This is a genomic window from Sphingomonas sp. (genome assembly GCF_023266535.1).
GTDB lineage: Bacteria > Pseudomonadota > Alphaproteobacteria > Sphingomonadales > Sphingomonadaceae > Sphingomicrobium.
The window spans coordinates 1-16,911 of sequence record NZ_JAHFPY010000008.1; the positions used below are offsets into that span (position 1 = coordinate 1).

The following is a 16,911-nucleotide window of genomic DNA, read 5'->3' on the forward strand; positions in this document are numbered from 1 at the left end:
GCGCTCGACCATCGCAAGGTCGCGCCGGGCAACATATTCGGCGCGTTCCGCGGATCGCGCTTCAACGGCGAGGACTTCATCGCCGAGGCGGTGAAGCGCGGGGCCTCGGCGATTGTCGCCAGGCCGGAGGCGCGGGTGGAGGGCGTTCCGCACCTCGCCGCCGCCGAGCCGCGCAAGCTGTTCGCGCAATTGGCCGCCCGCTTTTTCGCGCCCTATCCGGATGTCATCGTCGCGGTCACCGGCACCAACGGCAAGACCTCGACGGTCGAGTTGACCCGCCAGCTGTGGCGCATGGCGGGGCACCGCTCGGCATCAATAGGGACGCTGGGCGTCACCACCGCCGACGACCAGGTCAAGACCGGCCTCACCACCCCCGACATCGTCACTTTCCTCAGCAATATGGCCGGCCTGGACCGGATGGGAATCAGCCATGTCGCCTATGAGGCCTCGTCCCACGGCCTCGACCAATATCGGGCGGAGGGTGTGCCGGTGCAGGCTGCGGCCTTCACCAACTTCAGCCGCGACCACCTCGATTATCATGCGTCGATGGACGAATATTTCGCCGCCAAGATGCGGCTGTTCGATGAGGTTGTCGACGGCGACGGGACTGCGGTCGTCTGGACCGGAGACCCGAAGTCGCAGGAGGTGATCGGCCATGCCAGGCATCGCGGGCTAAAGCTGATCACCGTCGGGCCGGAGGCGGAGACAATCGAGCTGGTGTCGCGCACGTCAACGCCCTTGGGGCAGGCGCTGGTGCTGCGGCACGAAGGCAAGGAGCATAAGCTCGCCCTGCCTCTGATCGGCGCCTATCAGATGAACAATGTACTGACCGCCGCCGGGCTGGTGCTGGCGACGGGCGGGGATTGGGCAACGACGCTGGCCGGGATGGGTCGGGTGTCGCCGGTGCGCGGGCGGCTCGAACGCGCGGTGATCAGTCATGCGGGCGCGCCGGTCTATGTCGATTATGCCCATACGCCCGACGCGGTCGAGGCGGCGATCTCGGCGCTGCGGCCGCATGTCGAAGGGAAGCTGATTACGGTGCTGGGGGCAGGGGGCGACCGCGACCATGGCAAAAGGCCGGAGATGGGCGCGGTGGCGGCACGGCTCAGCGACGTAGTGATCGTCACCGACGATAATCCGCGGAGCGAGGAACCGGCCGCGATCCGTAAGGCGGTGCTGGCCGGCGCGCCCGATGCCATCGAGGTCGGCGACCGCCGCGCCGCGATCGCCGAAGCGATCAATATGGCCAGGGCCGGCGACATTGTGCTGGTCGCCGGCAAGGGCCACGAGCAGGGACAGATAGTAGGGGACCAGGTGCTGCCGTTCGACGATGTGACCGTGGCGCGGGGGTGCGCCGCATGACCGCACTATGGACTTCCGATGAGATTGTCGCCGCGACCGGTGGCGAGCTTCACGGCGAGCCGTTCGAGGTCAGCGGAGTGACCTTCGACAGCCGCGAAGTCCTACACGGCTGGCTGTTCGTGGCGATGCCGGGGACGGTCGCCGACGGCCATGACTATGTCGCCACGGCGCTGGCGGCGGGCGCGGCGGGAGCGCTGGTGTCGAAGCCAGGAGCCAAAAAGAGTTGGGGCCCGCATATCCTCGTCAAGGACGTGCCCAAGGCGCTCACCGATCTCGCAATTGCAGCGCGCAATCGTTGTAATGGCACAATAGTTGGAGTCACTGGTTCGGTCGGCAAAACCTCGACCAAAGAGGCCCTTTACCTGGCGCTGGAGCGCTATGCCAGGGGCCGGGTCCACCGCTCGGTCAAAAGCTACAACAACCACACCGGCGTGCCGCTGAGCCTGGCGCGGATGCCGCGCGACAGCGAGCTTGCAGTGCTGGAGATGGGCATGAACGCGGCCGGCGAGATTGCCGCGCTGACCCGCCTCATTCGCCCGCACGTCGCACTGGTCACCACCATCGCCTCGGCGCACATCGAGCATTTGGGGTCAATGGAGGCGATCGCCGACGCCAAAGCGGAGATTTTCGAAGGGCTGGAGCCCGGCGGGATCGCTATCCTTCCCGAGGACTCGGCCTACCGCGGGCGGCTGGTCAAGGCGGCGCGCAAATATGCGGCGCGGACCATTACCTTCGGCCATGGCGAAGCGGATGTGGCCGTGGTCCACGCCGTCAGGTCGGAGCAGGGCGGCAGCCTGGTCACGGCACGGCTGGTCGAAAGCGAACTCACTTACACCATTGCCCAGCGCGGCGATCATTGGGTGACCAATTCGCTGGCGGTGCTGGCGGCGGTCGAGGCGGTCGGCGCCGACCTCGCCATTGCCGGCCTGGCGCTGGCCGACATGGGCGGACTCAAGGGCCGCGGCGAACGGCACCGGATCGCGGTCGACGGCGGCTCCTATTTGCTGATCGACGAGAGCTACAACGCCAATGCGGCGTCAATGGCGGCGACCCTCAAGGCGCTGGGCGAAGAGCAGGGCGTCGAACGGCGGATCGCAGTGCTGGGGCCGATGCGCGAGCTGGGCGAACATGCCGCAGATATCCACGCCGGCCTCGCTCCGGCCGTGCTCGACGCCAAGGTCGACCAGCTGATCCTGGTCGGCGAGGACATGGCGCCGCTGGAGAAAGCATTGAATGGCGCGGTGCCAGTGACTCGCGCCGGCAGCGTCGAGGAAGCATCGGACGCGCTGGCCAAGTTGATCCGGCCGGGCGATGCGGTGCTGGTCAAGGCGTCCAACTCAATCGGGCTTGCGAAACTGGTCGAGCGAATGGCAGAGGGTTTGACGACATGCTCTATTGGATAGCCGAGCAGCTCGGTTTCCCCGGCCTCCTCAACCTGATCCGCTACATCAGCTTCCGTGCGGGGGCGGCGACCGCGACCGCGCTGGCGATCGGGTTGTTGCTGGGGCCGATGTTCATCCGTTGGCTGCGCGCCAAGCAGGGCAAGGGCCAGCCGATCCGCGCCGACGGGCCGCAAAGCCACCTCGCCAAGCGCGGCACGCCGACTATGGGCGGCCTGCTGATCCTGATCAGCGTGGCCATCTCGGTGCTGCTGTGGATGGACCTGACCAACGTTTATGTCTGGTCCTGCCTGCTGGTCACCGGCGGGTTCGGGTTGATCGGGTTCCTCGACGACTATGACAAGGTCAAGAAGGCGCATCATGCCGGACTGTCGGCGCGAATGCGGCTGTTCCTGGAGTTCGCGATTGCCGGCCTCGCCACCTGGCTGATGGTCCGCATGTCGGGGACGCACCTTTACCTGCCATTCGTGCAGGGCGCGGTGATCGATTTGAGTTACGCCTACATTCCGTTCGGCGCCTTCGTGATCGTCGCCTTCGGCAATTCGGTGAATTTGACCGACGGGCTCGATGGGCTGGCGACCATGCCAGTGATCATCGCCTGCATGGCGTTCACGCTGATCACCTATCTGGTCGGCAACGTGAAATATGCGACCTACCTCGGCCTGCCGCATGTGCCCGGCGCGGGCGACCTCACCGTGCTGCTGCTGGCGGTGGTCGGCGCGGGCCTCGCCTTCCTGTGGTTCAACGCGCCGCCAGCGGCGGTGTTCATGGGCGACACCGGCAGCCTGGCGCTGGGCGGGGCGCTCGGCGCGGTCGCGGTCGCGACCCATCATGAGTTCGTGCTGGTGATCGTCGGCGGGTTGTTCGTGCTGGAGGCGGTCAGTGTCATCGTCCAGGTGTTCTGGTTCAAGCGATACGGCAAGCGCATCTTCCGGATGGCGCCGATCCACCATCATTTCGAGCATCTGGGGTGGAGCGAGCCGACGGTTGTGATCCGCTTCTGGATCATCAGCTTTATCCTGGCACTGGCCGGGCTCTCCACCCTCAAGCTGCGGTGATGGCGAAGCATTCACCGCACCCCTGCGCAGGCAGGGGTCCAGTTAAAGCAAGCTTCCTGGGCCCCGGCCTTCGCCGGGGAACAGGTCAATCGTGATCACCGCAAGGGCCTTCGCGGGAAAACATTATGCCGTCCTCGGGCTAGCCCGCAGCGGGCTGGCGACGGTCAATGCGTTGCTGGCCAGCGGGGCGCGGGTGACGGCATGGGATGATAATCCCCAAGCGCAAGAAAAGCTGTTCTCCCGCGTAGGCGGGAGCCCAGACGCAGCGCGCAGCGCTGCCTCCGGCAGCGGTCTGGGTCCCTGCCTTCGCAGGGAAACAGAATGGGACCTCAGCGAATTCGACTCCATTGTTGTCACGCCGGGATTGCCGCTGAACCGCCACCCGATCGCAGGGCGTGCGAAGGACGCCGGCGTCGAGATCATTGGCGACATTGAACTATTCGCCCGCGCCCGGCCCGAGCTGCCGCCGCACAAGGTTGTCGGGATCACCGGCACCAACGGCAAGTCGACCACCACCGCGCTGGTCCACCACATCCTAAAGACCGCGGGAGTGCCGACCGAGATGGGCGGCAATATCGGCCTGCCCATCCTGGCGCAGGATCCGCTCCCCGCAGGCGGGGTCTATGTGCTGGAGCTGTCGAGCTACCAGATCGACCTGACCCAGAGCCTCGATTGCGATGTGGCGGTGCTGCTCAACATCACGCCGGATCACCTCGACCGGTATGAGAGTTTTGAGGCTTATGCGACGTCGAAGATGCGGTTGTTTGAGATGCAAACGCCCGGGCACAACATGGTTGTTCGCGTTACCGAGGCTCACGACTTTAACATCCCCGGCCAAGGCGTTGTTGCGAGCTTCATTGAAGACGTGTTCGACTTCAAAGAAATGCGGCCCAAAGAGCAGCGTGAATGGCCAGCAATGCAAGGACCGCACAACCTAGAAAATGCATCCGCGGCTATTGAGGTCTGTGACATCCTTGGATTGCAAGTTCAGCAAATTCGCGATGGCCTTCGCACCTACCCAGGCCTGCCGCACCGGATGGAGCGCGTCGCGGAGAAAGGCGGCGTCCTGTTCGTCAACGACAGCAAGGCGACCAACCCGACCGCGACCGCTCCGGCGCTGGCGGCTTTCCCCAAAATCCGCTGGATCTGCGGCGGGCAGGCCAAGAGTGACAATCTCGACGAATGCGCGCCGCATTTCGACCATGTCCGCAAGGCCTATACCATTGGTGAAGCGGGAGAAATGTTCGCCTCCCTCTTGTCCCCTCATATGGCCGTGGCAGAGTGCGTGACGCTGGATGAGGCGGTTCGCGCCGCCGCGTCGGAGGCACAGGCGGGGGACACGGTATTGCTGTCGCCGGCTTGCGCTTCCTTTGACCAGTTTCGGGATTTCGAGGCGCGCGGCGATGCCTTCCGCGTCCTGGTGGGGGAATTATGAACCAGACGATCACCGGCAAGATCAAGGCGGGTGCCGCGCTGGCCGATCCCAACCGCTATGGCCGGTCCGACCGTTCGACCGTCGGCCGCTGGTTCTGGGAGATCGACCGGGTCCTGCTGCTGCTGCTGGCAGTGCTGATCGGGATCGGCCTGATCGCGGTCGCGGCGGCGAGCCCGGCGGCGGCGCAGCGCTATTCGGGCGGCTCGTTGCATTTGAACGAGCTCCACTATTTCTACCGCCAGATCGCGTGGATCGCTTTGTCGATGCCGGTGATGATCGCCATTTCGATGCAGCCGCGCGACCGGCTGCGCCGCCTGTCGCTGGCCGGAGCGCTGATCTGCGTGGTGGCGCTGGCGCTGGTCCCCTGGCTCGGCGCCGAAGTGAACGGCGCCAAGCGCTGGCTCAACCTCGGCATCGGCCAGTTCCAGCCGTCCGAATTCCTGAAGCCCTTCTTCGTCGTGGCGATGGCCTGGCTGCTGAGCTTGCGCGAAGCGGACAAGTCGCTGCCGATCTTCACCATCTCGGCGGCGATCACCGGCATCGTCGCCATCCTGCTGATGCGCCAGCCCGACTTCGGATCGACCATCATCTTCGCCGCGGTGTGGATCGCGATGCTGGCCATTGCCGGGCTAAACCTCCGCATCCTGGTCGTCCTCGGCGTCGTCGGGATCATCGGCGTGATCCTGGCCTATTTCTTCTATGACGTGGCGACGGTCCGGATTAACGGTTTCCTGTTCGGCGAGGGCGACAATTTTCAGGTCGAAAATGCGATGCGCACGCTGACCGCCGGCGGCCTGTTCGGCATGGGTCCGGGGGCGGGCACGCGCAAGTTCGGCCTGCCCGAGCCGCATACCGATTACATCTTCTCGGTGATCGGCGAGGAGTTCGGGCTGATCGCCTGCCTGGCCATCGCCCTGCTCTACCTCGGCATCGTCGCCCGGGTGCTGGTGAAATTGCTCGACGAGGAATCCAGTTTCGCCATTTTGGCGGCCGCCGGGCTGGTCATCCAGTTCGGGCTGCAGGCGCTGATCAACATGGCGGTCAACGTCCAGATCGCCCCGTCCAAGGGCATGACCCTGCCGTTCATCAGCTATGGCGGTTCGTCGATGCTGGCGCTGTCGATTGCGATGGGATTGTTGCTCGCCTTCACGCGGCGAAACCCCTATCTGACCCGCTCGCCCTATGTGGTGAAATGGGGCGGGGAGCAGATGGGCAGATGAACGTAACTCTCGCCGCCGGGGGGACTGGCGGGCACATGGTTCCGGCCCACGCGCTTGCCGCCGAATTGAAGTCGCGCGGACATGGCGTGATGCTGGTCACCGACGAACGCGGGGCGCGGATCCCGGCGCTGTTCGAGGACGTGCCGACCCATATCCTCCCAGCCGGACGTCTGGGCGGCGGACCGATCGGCTGGATCAAGGCCTGCGCGGCGGTGCTCGAAGGGCGGCGGCAGGCCAAGGAACTGTATCGCGAGTTCACCCCGGACGCAGTGGTCGGCTTCGGCGGCTATCCGGCCTTCCCGGCGCTGCTGGCGGCGAACGCACTCAACATCCCGACCATCCTGCACGAGCAGAACGCGGTGTTAGGGCGGGTTAACCGGCTGCTGGCGGGGAGCGCCAGCGCCATCGCCACCGCCTATCCCTATGTCGAGCGCCTCAAGCCGCGGTTCCGGCGCAAGGTGGCGCTGGTCGGCAATCCGGTGCGGGAGTCGGTCGCGCGGCTGGGCACCATGCCCTTTCCCGAATTCGACGAGACCGCACCGCTCAAGATATTGGTCACCGGCGGCAGCCAGGGCGCAACGGTGCTGGGATCGGTCGTGCCCGACGCGCTCGGCATGCTGCAGCCCAAGCTCCGCCACCGGCTGCAGGTGGTCCAGCAATGCCGCCCCGATGACATTGACGCGGTCCGCAATCGCTATGCGGCGCTCAACATTCCGGCCGAACTTTTGACCTATATCGAGGATATGCCCGACAAGCTGGCCGAAGCGCATCTGATCATTGCCAGGGCCGGGGCGTCGACCATCGCCGAGCTGACCGCGGCGGGAAGGCCGGCGATCCTGATTCCACTGCCGATCGCGACCGACGACCACCAGACCGTCAATGCGCGCGAAATGGCCAAGGCCGGCGGGGCGCGGATGATCCCGCAGGACGAATTCACGCCCGAAGTGCTGGCGGCGCAGATCGAGGCGGTGGCGGGTGACGCGCAAGCACTCAGCAACGCCGCCGAGCGCGCGCTGTCGGTCGGGCGGCCGCATGCGACCAAGGACCTTGCTGACCTGGTCGAGCGGATCGCCGGCGGGGCGGCGCCACTGCTGGTCGGCCGGGCCGAACGGCCAGCCCGCGAAGCGCCGGGCATGGGAGTCCCCGCATGAAAGCGATGGGCACCGAGATCGGCACGATCCACTTCATCGGCATTGGCGGCATCGGCATGTCGGGCATCGCCGAGGTAATGCATCATCTGGGCTACAAGGTTCAGGGCAGCGACCGGGCTGAAAGCTATGTCACCGAAGGCTTAAGGAAGCGCGGCATTCCGGTGATGATCGGGCAGAGCGCCGACAATCTGGGCGATGCCACCGTGGTGGTCTGCTCGACCGCGATCCGCGAGGATAATCCCGAAGTGCAGGCCGCGGCCGAGCGGCGGCTGCCGCGAGTCAGGCGGGCGGAGATGCTGGCCGAGTTGATGCGGATGCAAATGACCATCGCGGTCGCCGGCACCCACGGCAAGACGACGACGACCTCGATGATCGCGGCGATGCTCGATGCCGGGGGGATCGACCCGACGGTGATCAACGGCGGGATCATCAACGCCTATGGCTCCAACGCCCGGCTCGGCAAATCCGACTGGATGGTGGTCGAGGCCGACGAGAGCGACGGCAGCTTTTTAAGGCTCGACGGAACGATCGCGGTGGTGACCAACATCGATCCCGAGCATCTCGAACATTATGGCGACTTCGACGCAGTCAAGGACGCGTTCGTCGAGTTCGTCGAGAATGTGCCCTTCTACGGCCTGGCGGTGATGTGCGTCGACGACAGCGATGTGCAGCACGTGCTGGCGCGGATCCGCGACCGGCGGATCGTCTCCTACGGCAGCTCGGCGCTGGCCGACCTTCGCGCCGAGAATATCGTGCCCGAAAAGGGCGGCAGCCGGTTCGACGTGTCGGTGCTGGGCAAGGACGGCGAGCGGCGGATCATCGAGGGCGTGTTCGTGCCGATGCCGGGCAAGCATAATGTGCTGAACGCGCTGGCGGCGATCGCGGTCGGGCTGGAGTTCGGCTTCGGCGACGAGGTGCTGAAGAACGGCTTCAAGAACTTCACCGGGGTCAAGCGGCGCTTCACCAAGGTCGGCGAGGTCGGCGGCGCGACGATCATCGACGATTATGCCCACCATCCGGTCGAGATAAAATCGGTGCTGGCGGCGGCGCGCGAGGCGGCCGAAGAGCGGGTGATCGCGGTTGTCCAGCCGCATCGCTTCACGCGGCTCCGCGACCTGATGGACGACTTCCAGAACGCCTTCAACGACGCCGACGTGGTCTATGTCGCGCCGGTCTATCCGGCCGGCGAGGAGCCGATCGAGGGCATTGATGCCAATGCGCTGGCCGATGGGCTGCGCGCGCACGGCCATCGGCTGGTGAAGACGGTCGACGATGCCGCCGACCTGGCGCGGAACCTGCGCGATCTCGCCGCCGAGGGCGACATCGTTATTTGCATGGGCGCGGGCGACATCACCAAGTGGGCCGCGGGGCTGGCCGACGGCATTGCCAAGTCACGGGCATCGAAGAAATGACTGCGGATCGTATCCCACGCTCAACGCCGCCGCGCGGGCGATTGACGAAGAATGCGCCTCTCGCGCCCTTAGTCTGGTTCAAGAGTGGCGGCGCGGCCGAGTTGCTATTCGAGCCGGCTGACGTGACGGACCTGTCTTGGTTTCTGGCCGACATTACCCCCGGTTATCCTGTATTTGTGCTCGGCCTAGGGTCGAACCTCATCGTCCGTGACGGTGGCGTACCGGGCGTGACGGTGCGGCTGGGCAAGGCCTTTTCAAAGATCGAGCGGCTCGACGAAGTGACGCTCAAATGCGGCGGCGGGGCGAGCGGGATTTTGGTGAGTTCGACCGCGCGTGATGCGGGCATTGCGGGGCTGGAGTTCCTGCGCGGCATTCCCGGCACGGTTGGCGGCTTCGTCCGCATGAACGGCGGCGCCTATGGCCGCGAAGTGCAGGACATATTGGTGAGCTGCACCGTGGTTCTCCTCGACGGTAGCGTCGAGGAATGGCCGGCAGAGCGGCTCGGCTACACCTATCGCCACAGCGAGCTGCCCGAGGGCGCGGTGGTGGTCGAAGCGGTGTTTCGCGGGATTACGGGCGACCCGCTGATCATCGGCCAGGAGATGGACCGGATCGCCCAGGCGCGCGAGGAATCGCAGCCGCTACGCAGCCGCACCGGCGGCTCGACCTTCAAGAATCCGCCGGGCCACAAGGCGTGGGCGCTGGTCGATGCGGCCGGCTGCCGCGGCCTCCGGATCGGCGACGCGCAAGTGTCGGAGAAGCATTGCAATTTCCTGCTCAATCTCGGTAACGCTAGCTCGTCCGAGATCGAGGCGCTGGGCGAGGAAGTCCGGCGCCGGGTGCAGGACAAGACCAACATCACCCTTGAATGGGAAATCCAGCGGATCGGAGTGGCGTAAGCGTGGGCGAGTTGCTCGACAGGAATTTGAACATCGTCGTGCTGATGGGCGGCTGGTCGTCCGAACGCAGTGTGTCACTGACCAGCGGCGAGGGCGTCGCCAATGCGCTCAAGGAGCGCGGCTTCACCAACGTCACGACGGTCGACATGGACCGCAACGTCGCCCAGGTGCTGGCCGGCATCCGGCCAGACGTGGTGTTCAACGCGCTGCACGGGACGCCGGGCGAGGACGGAACGATCCAGGGCCTCCTCGACCTGATGCAGATCCCCTACACCCACAGCGGGCTCGAGACGTCGGTCATCGCCATCGACAAGGAGCTGACCAAGATGGTGCTGGTGCCGCATGGCATCCGCATGCCCAAGGGCAAGGTGGTCGAAAGCCGCAGCCTTTACGAACATGATCCGATGGCGCGGCCTTACGTGGTGAAGCCGGTCAACGAGGGCAGTTCGGTCGGCGTCGCGATCGTCACCGACGAGGGCAATTACGGCTACCCGATCAGCAGCAAGGCGGAAGGGCCGTGGTTGCATTTCGACCGGCTGCTGGCCGAACCGTTCATTCGCGGGCGCGAGCTGACGGTGGCGGTGCTGGGCGACGAGGCGATGTGCGTCACCGAGCTGAAGCCCAAGTCCGGCTTCTATGACTTCGACGCCAAATATACCGACGGGCTGACCGAGCATGTCTGTCCGGCCGACGTACCCGCCAATGTCGCCAAGGAAATGATGGACATGGCGTTGGCCGCGCACCGGCTGCTCGGTTGCAAAGGCGCGTCGCGATCCGATTTCCGCTGGGACGACAATCAGGGCGAGGCCGGCGTCTATCTGCTCGAGGTCAACACCCAGCCGGGCATGACCCCGCTGAGCCTGGTGCCCGAGCAGGCCAAATATCGCGGCATCAGCTATGGCGAACTGGTCGAGCGGATCATTGCCGAGGCGCTCGGCGCCAGGGCCAGGGAGGATGTAGCGACGTGAGCGCGGCGCATGTCCGGCGGGGGGCGTCGGGCCGGTCACGACCGAAGAAGTCGGCGCGCGTCTCCGTTCCCAGGAAAATTGCGGCCAGGCTGCCGGTCGAACAGGCCCAGGCCAACCGCGTGTTGGGCTGGGTGTTCGGCCTGTTCGTACTGGCGATCGTCGGGGTCGCGCTGGTCGCGCTCGACGTTCCCGCCAAGCTCGGCCGGGCGGCCGGCGAAGCGGTCGGCAATGCCGGCTTCCGGGTCAAGAGCGTCGACATCCAGGGCATCAAGCGGATGGACCCGCGGCCGGTCTATGAAATCGCCCTCGACCAGAAGACCACCGCCATGCCGCTGGTCGACGTCACCGACATCCGCAAGCGGCTGCTCGAATTCGGCTGGGTCAAGGACGCGCGCGTCTCACGCCGCTTCCCCGACACGCTGGTGATCGACATTGTCGAGCGCAAGCCGGCGGCCCTGTGGCAGGACGAGGATCGGCTGACGCTGATCGATGCGGAAGGAGTGGTGCTCGACCGCGTGCCGGTCTCGCAAATGCCCGACCTGCCGCTGCTGATCGGCAAGGGCGCCAATGCGCAAGCATTGCCGCTCCAGCAGTTGCTGGACAAGGTCCCGTCATTGAAGGCGCAGCTGGAATCGGCCACCTGGATCGGCGAACGGCGCTGGAATTTGAGCTTCCAGTCCGGCGAATTGCTGATGCTGCCCGAGGGCCAGGCCGCGGCAACGCAGGCGCTGACCCGCTTCGCCAAGATGGATCAGTCGGCCGGCCTGTTGGGCCGCGGCTTCGTCAGCTTCGACCTTCGCAAGCCCGACAAGACCATGACCGTCCGCCTGCCGCGCAAGCCGGGCGATCCGATCGTTCCCGAACCCGTGACAGAAGGTTAAGTAACAAGCGCAATGGCCGCCGTTTCCGACCAACCCCTGATCGCCGCGCTTGACATTGGCTCGTCCAAGGTCAGCGCGCTGATCGTGACGCTCGATCCCGACGGGCGGCTGCGTGTGCTCGGTACGGGCCAGCGCGAAAGCCGGGGGGTCAAGCGCGGCTATGTCACCGACATGGAAGCGAGCGAAGTGGCGGTGCGCGAGGCGGTCGAGATCGCCGAACGGATCAGCGGCGTCACCATCGACGATGTCTGGGCAAGCTTCGCCGCCGGCGGGCTGGTCAGCGACATCGCCAATGTCGAAGTCGAGCTTGGCGGCCACCAGGTTGAGCAGTCCGACATCGACGAGCTGCTGGCGGTCGGCCGGGGCGCGATCGACCGCAACGGCCAGGTTGTATTGCACGCCCATCCGGCGCTCTACACGATCGACGGCGTCGAAGGCGTTTCCCATCCGATCGGGCTTCACGCCGACCGGCTGGGAGTCGATATCCATGTCGTCGCCGCTGATCCGGCGCCCTTGCGCAACATCGATTATGTCATTCGCTCGGCGCACCTCGGCGTGAAGGCGATTGTCGCCTCGCCGGTGGCGGCGGCGATGTCCTGCCTGACGCCCGAAGAGCGGGAGCTGGGCGTGGCGCTGGTCGAATTGGGCGCGGAAGTGACTAATGTCTCGCTCCACGCCGGCGGCATGTTGGTGGGGCTGCGCTCGATCCCGCTCGGCGCCAAGGACATCACCGACGACATTGCCTGTGCCTTTGGCGTGCAGCGGCGCGAGGCGGAGCGGATGAAGTGCCGCTTCGGATCGGCGATGACCTCACCCCGCGACAATCATGAAATGGTCGAGGCGGCGCCGATCGGCGGCGAGGACGGCGGCGAGCCGCTGAGGATCACCCACGCCCAGCTGATCACCGTCATCCGTCAGCGGACCGAGCAGATCACCAACGAGATTGAAGTGGCGCTGAAGGGCCTCGGCTTCTCCGGCCCGGTCGGGCGCCAGGTGGTGCTGACGGGCGGCGGCGCCGAGCTCAAGAATATCGCCGACTATATGCAGGGCGTGCTTGGCCGGGCAGTCCGCGTCGGGCGGCCGCGGACCATCACCGGCCTTCCCGAAGCGCATAGCGGCCCCGCCTTTTCGACCCTGGTCGGGCTGGCGATGCTGGCCGGCGCGGGGAGCGGCGATATTCGCGACCTGGCGATGGGCGCCGTCCGCGAACGCAAGACGGCGAGCGGCATGTTCGGTAGGCTGATGAACGCCTTGCGGCAGGGTTATTGAGGCGGATGGGCCCAGGCCGGATCGCCGCCAACGGCCTGCTGATCGCGGCGATCGGCGTGATCGGCTATTTCCTGATCGACCAGCCCAAGGAAGTCGAGCGCTGCACAAGTTACGAGCCGGTCAGTCAGCCGCTGATCGCCCACGCTGGCGGCGGATTGCCCACGGCGATCTACACCAACCGGCTGGAGGCGATGGAGCTGGCGGCGAAGCACGGCTTCAAGCTGATCGAGCTCGATTTCTGGCGGACCGATAAGGGCATCGCGCTTGGCCATGACCCTGACAAGCTGTCGCCGACGACGTTCGACCAGCTGCTCGATTTCCTGCGCCGCAATCCGGACATTTCGATCGTCACCGACTTCAAGACCGACAATGTCTATGGCCTGCGCCGGATCGCCGAGCTGGCGGGACCGATGCGGACCCGCTTCGTGCCCCAACTCTATGATTTGAAGGAATATCAGCCGGTGCTGGCGATGGGCTTCCCGCTGCCGATCCTGACCGCCTACCGCAAGCTCAACGTCACCTGGATCTTCGAAGCCAACAAGGTTTCGCTGCGTGCTGTGACCATGCCCTACAACCAGCGCTTCCTGGCCGGCCTGTCCGACCACCCGGTCTATTTGAATACGGTCAACGAGCCACTGCCCGGCTATGGCCTTTACACGGATTGCCTGATCCCGGCCTAAGGCGCGGGATTGACTTCAGGGCTTGGGCGGCGGCGCCAGCTGGCGCATCATCGTTGCAATATCCATCACCGACCATTCCTCGACGATCCGGCCATTTTCAAAGCGGAAGAAGGTCATGCCGTCCATCGCCGCTTTGCCGCCAAGGCCCGGCAGACCGGCGGCGGCAACGCTGTTGGTCCCGCTGGCGTGCCAGTAGACCGCGACGAAATCGCCTTCGGCGACGGTTCGAAGCACCTCGACCTTCAAGTCCGGCACAGCACGGCGCCATTCCTTTCCGGACGCATTATCCTCGTCGAGGGTGTAACTGCGATCGACGCCGTGCGCGACAAAGCCCGGCCCGTAGATTTCGTCGAGGCGATCAAAGCGGCCCTGGCCCATCTTTTCCAGAAACACGCGCTTTCCGGTCTCGGAGTTTTCGGCCGGGCCGGCGAGGGCCGGCGCCGACATCAGCGTCAGCGCTGCAAGCCAGGCAATTCGCAGGGGCATGACTCGCCATAGCACTTCGGCTGCGCAATAAGTATTGCCATTCGGATCGGGGGTGGCCGTGGCGACAATCGCGAGTTCGACCACACGGCCGGCCACGCTGGGGCTGGTCCTCCTGCTCGGGCTCGCCGTCCTGCTCAACTATATCGACCGCGGCGCGATTGCGATCGCCTCGCCGATTCTCAAGCCCGAACTTGGCCTCAGCAACACCGAATATGGCTATGCGGTGTCGGCCTTCTTCTGGACCTATGTACCGATCCAGTTCTTCATCGGCTGGGCCTGCGACCGCTGGTGTGTCTACCGGCTGATCGCCGCCGGAATCGCGCTCTGGGCGCTGAGCACCCTGGCCATGGGATTGGTTGGCGGCCTGCTGTCGCTGGTCATTTTCCGTCTGATGCTTGGGCTCGGCGAAAGCATTACCTTCCCCGGCGCTTCAAAGGTCATCGCCCGGCATGTCGCGCCAGAGAACCGCGGGCTGGCCAACAGTGTCGTCGCGGCGGGGATCGCCCTGGGCCCGGTGGTTGGCACATTCGCCGGCGGCTTGATGGTCGCATCCTATGGCTGGCGCCCCATGTTCGTCGTTTTCGGCGCTGTCACTTTGCTGTGGATCGCCCCCTGGCTGTTGACCGCGCGGCAGCTACCGACCTTTGCTCCGGCCGGCCGCGAACCGCCGGTTCCAATGGCGAGAGTTGCCCGGACAAAGGAGGTCTGGGCGATGGGAATTGGCCATTTCGGCGCCACCTATCCGCTCTACTTCATCATCATCTGGGTGCCCTTGTACCTGACCAAGATGCGCGGTTTTTCGATCACCGACATGACCTATCTCGCTACCCTCGGCTTCGTCGCCCAGGCGCTGAGCGCGGTCGGCCAAGGCTGGATCTCCGACCGGTTGGTCAAAGGGGGATGGAACGAGGCGGCCCTGCGCCGCGGGCTGATGATTGGCGGCAATGCCGTGATGGCAGCCGTAATCATCGGGTTGATGCGTGCCGACACGGCGGTGGAAATCGGCGCCTGCCTGGTCATCTTTGGCATAGCCAGCGCGACGGGCGGCGTGAACCTTTACGCGATCGCCCAAATATTCGCCGGCCCCAGGGCGTCCGGGAGCTTCATCGGCATCCAGAACGGCTTCGGCAATATCCCGGGGATCGTCATGCCGATCATCACCGGCCTGATCATCGATTTAACCGGCGTCTATGACAACGCCTTCCTGCTTACAGCCGGAGTATGTGCCGCGGCGGCTTTATGGTGGGCATTCGGCGTTCCCGCGATCCGCCGCGTCATCGCCGATTAGTATTAACGTTAACGGCGACCCGAGATTTCCTTGCCTGTCCCATATTGAATCATGGTGAGTCTGCAGGGGCACAATCCACGGATATTTTCGTTGTGCGTTAACTTTTCGGCTTGTCGCGGGACTCGCAATGATTCATGGATTCTCTCTGAAGGTTCAACGCGCTAGCGGCGCAGGGGAGGGGTTGGTTCATGAGCATTGATTTCATCCGGCCGGAAGTTGACGAACTTCGCCCGAGGATCAGTGTCATTGGTGTCGGCGGCGCGGGCGGCAACGCCATCGCCAATATGATCCGCTCCGACGTCCAGGGAGTCCAATTCCTGGTCGCCAATACCGACGCGCAGGCGCTCAATGCATCGGCCGCCGACCATCGCATCCAGCTCGGCCTCAAGATTACCCAGGGCCTCGGCGCCGGCTCGCGGCCCGAAATCGGCCGGGCCGCCGCCGAAGAAACGCTCGACGAGATCGAGCGCGCGCTGGATGGCGCCCACATGTGCTTCATCGCCGCCGGCATGGGTGGCGGCACCGGCACCGGCGCCGCGCCGGTGATCGCCAAAGCCGCTCGCGACAAGGGCATCCTGACCGTTGGCGTGGTGACCAAGCCGTTCGCATTCGAAGGCACGCGCCGCAGCCGCTCGGCCGATTCCGGCATCGAAGAACTGCAGAAGCATGTCGACACGCTGATCGTCATCCCCAACCAGAATCTGTTCCGCCTCGCCACTTCGGAAACGACCTTCAAGGAAGCGTTCGAAATGGCCGACGAGGTGCTGCAGCAGGGCGTGCGCGGCATCACCGACCTGATGGTCATGCCGGGCCTCATCAACCTCGACTTCGCCGACGTCCGCTCGGTGATGGGCGAGATGGGCAAGGCGATGATGGGCACCGGCGAGGCTTCGGGCGACAATCGCGCGATCGAGGCGGCCGAAAAGGCAATCTCCAACCCGCTGCTCGACGGGGTCAGCATGAAGGGCGCCAAGGGCGTGATCATCTCGATCACCGGCGGCGAGGACATGCGCCTGATGGAGGTCGACGAGGCCGCCAGCCACATCAAGGAACTGGTCGACCCCGACGCCAACATCATCTGGGGTTCGGCGTTCAACAACGACCTTGGCGGCAAGATCCGCGTGTCGGTGGTCGCTACCGGCATCGAGGCCGAAGCCGCGATGCAGCCGACCAACCAGGGCAAGGTGTTCACCTTCCCGTCGGCGACGCGTGCGCCGGCCGTGCCGACGCCGGCCGCAATACCAACTCCGGCCCCGACCATCGATGCGGAAGAAGAGCCGCTCGACCTGACCGAGGACGATGAGGCGACCGACGAGCTGCTGCTCGATAGCGAGGATATCCTCGCCGATCCGGTGCTCGGCACGCCGATCGATCCTCCGGCCGACGAGGAAGAGGTTGAGGT

At 65.3% G+C, this 16,911-nt stretch carries 15 protein-coding genes; 14 read left to right on the plus strand and 1 reads right to left on the minus strand.

The window, feature by feature from the left end; translation table 11 throughout:
- From Q0C64_RS01990 to Q0C64_RS02045, 12 genes are all read left to right on the plus strand, one after another.
- On the plus strand, nucleotides 1–1,362 hold a 1,362-nt coding region (locus Q0C64_RS01990), incomplete at its 5' end, for a UDP-N-acetylmuramoyl-L-alanyl-D-glutamate--2,6-diaminopimelate ligase (protein WP_294120435.1).
- Nucleotides 1,359–2,765 (plus strand): UDP-N-acetylmuramoyl-tripeptide--D-alanyl-D-alanine ligase, encoded by a 1,407-nt coding sequence (gene murF, locus Q0C64_RS01995; RefSeq protein ID WP_294120437.1) that lies wholly within the window; start codon nucleotides 1,359–1,361, stop codon nucleotides 2,763–2,765. The genes Q0C64_RS01990 and murF, both read left to right, overlap by 4 nt.
- Entirely contained in the window at nucleotides 2,750–3,820 is a 1,071-nt protein-coding gene (gene mraY, locus Q0C64_RS02000) for a phospho-N-acetylmuramoyl-pentapeptide-transferase (protein WP_294120439.1), read from the plus strand. The genes murF and mraY overlap by 16 nt, the downstream gene beginning before the upstream one ends.
- Nucleotides 3,821–3,911: 91 nt before the next feature.
- Entirely contained in the window at nucleotides 3,912–5,255 is a 1,344-nt protein-coding gene (gene murD / locus Q0C64_RS02005) for a UDP-N-acetylmuramoyl-L-alanine--D-glutamate ligase (protein WP_294120441.1), read from the plus strand.
- Entirely contained in the window at nucleotides 5,252–6,475 is a 1,224-nt protein-coding gene (locus Q0C64_RS02010) for a putative peptidoglycan glycosyltransferase FtsW (RefSeq protein WP_294120442.1), read from the plus strand. Before murD ends, Q0C64_RS02010 begins: the two co-directional genes overlap by 4 nt.
- On the plus strand, nucleotides 6,472–7,626 hold the full coding sequence (gene murG / locus Q0C64_RS02015) for an undecaprenyldiphospho-muramoylpentapeptide beta-N-acetylglucosaminyltransferase (RefSeq protein WP_294120444.1): 1,155 nt from the start codon (nucleotides 6,472–6,474) through the stop codon (nucleotides 7,624–7,626). Before Q0C64_RS02010 ends, murG begins: the two co-directional genes overlap by 4 nt.
- The gene (gene murC, locus Q0C64_RS02020; RefSeq protein ID WP_294120446.1) at nucleotides 7,623–9,038 is read left to right on the plus strand and encodes a UDP-N-acetylmuramate--L-alanine ligase; all 1,416 of its coding nucleotides are present in this window, start codon (nucleotides 7,623–7,625) and stop codon (nucleotides 9,036–9,038) included. The genes murG and murC overlap by 4 nt, the downstream gene beginning before the upstream one ends.
- Entirely contained in the window at nucleotides 9,035–9,937 is a 903-nt protein-coding gene (murB, locus tag Q0C64_RS02025; protein ID WP_294120448.1) for a UDP-N-acetylmuramate dehydrogenase, read from the plus strand. Before murC ends, murB begins: the two co-directional genes overlap by 4 nt.
- Nucleotides 9,938–9,948: 11 nt before the next feature.
- Nucleotides 9,949–10,905 (plus strand): D-alanine--D-alanine ligase, encoded by a 957-nt coding sequence (locus Q0C64_RS02030; protein ID WP_294120513.1) that lies wholly within the window; start codon nucleotides 9,949–9,951, stop codon nucleotides 10,903–10,905.
- A complete protein-coding gene (locus Q0C64_RS02035; protein ID WP_294120451.1) occupies nucleotides 10,902–11,786 on the plus strand; it encodes a cell division protein FtsQ/DivIB in 885 nt (294 codons plus the stop codon). Before Q0C64_RS02030 ends, Q0C64_RS02035 begins: the two co-directional genes overlap by 4 nt.
- A 12-nt stretch (nucleotides 11,787–11,798) precedes the next feature.
- A complete protein-coding gene (gene ftsA, locus Q0C64_RS02040; protein ID WP_294120453.1) occupies nucleotides 11,799–13,055 on the plus strand; it encodes a cell division protein FtsA in 1,257 nt (418 codons plus the stop codon).
- Nucleotides 13,052–13,735 (plus strand): hypothetical protein, encoded by a 684-nt coding sequence (locus tag Q0C64_RS02045; RefSeq protein ID WP_294120454.1) that lies wholly within the window; start codon nucleotides 13,052–13,054, stop codon nucleotides 13,733–13,735. The genes ftsA and Q0C64_RS02045 overlap by 4 nt, the downstream gene beginning before the upstream one ends.
- 15 nt (nucleotides 13,736–13,750) lie before the next feature.
- Here Q0C64_RS02045 and Q0C64_RS02050 read toward each other — a convergent pair whose 3' ends face one another.
- Complete coding sequence (locus Q0C64_RS02050; protein ID WP_294120456.1) at nucleotides 13,751–14,182, minus strand: ester cyclase; 432 nt, start codon at nucleotides 14,180–14,182, stop codon at nucleotides 13,751–13,753.
- A gap of 97 nt (nucleotides 14,183–14,279) precedes the next feature.
- Here Q0C64_RS02050 and Q0C64_RS02055 point away from each other — a divergent pair, with 97 nt between their 5' ends.
- Both Q0C64_RS02055 and ftsZ read left to right on the plus strand, forming a co-directional pair.
- Nucleotides 14,280–15,509 (plus strand): MFS transporter, encoded by a 1,230-nt coding sequence (locus tag Q0C64_RS02055; protein ID WP_294120458.1) that lies wholly within the window; start codon nucleotides 14,280–14,282, stop codon nucleotides 15,507–15,509.
- 188 nt (nucleotides 15,510–15,697) lie between these two features.
- On the plus strand, nucleotides 15,698–16,911 hold a 1,214-nt coding region (gene ftsZ / locus Q0C64_RS02060), incomplete at its 3' end, for a cell division protein FtsZ (RefSeq protein ID WP_294120460.1).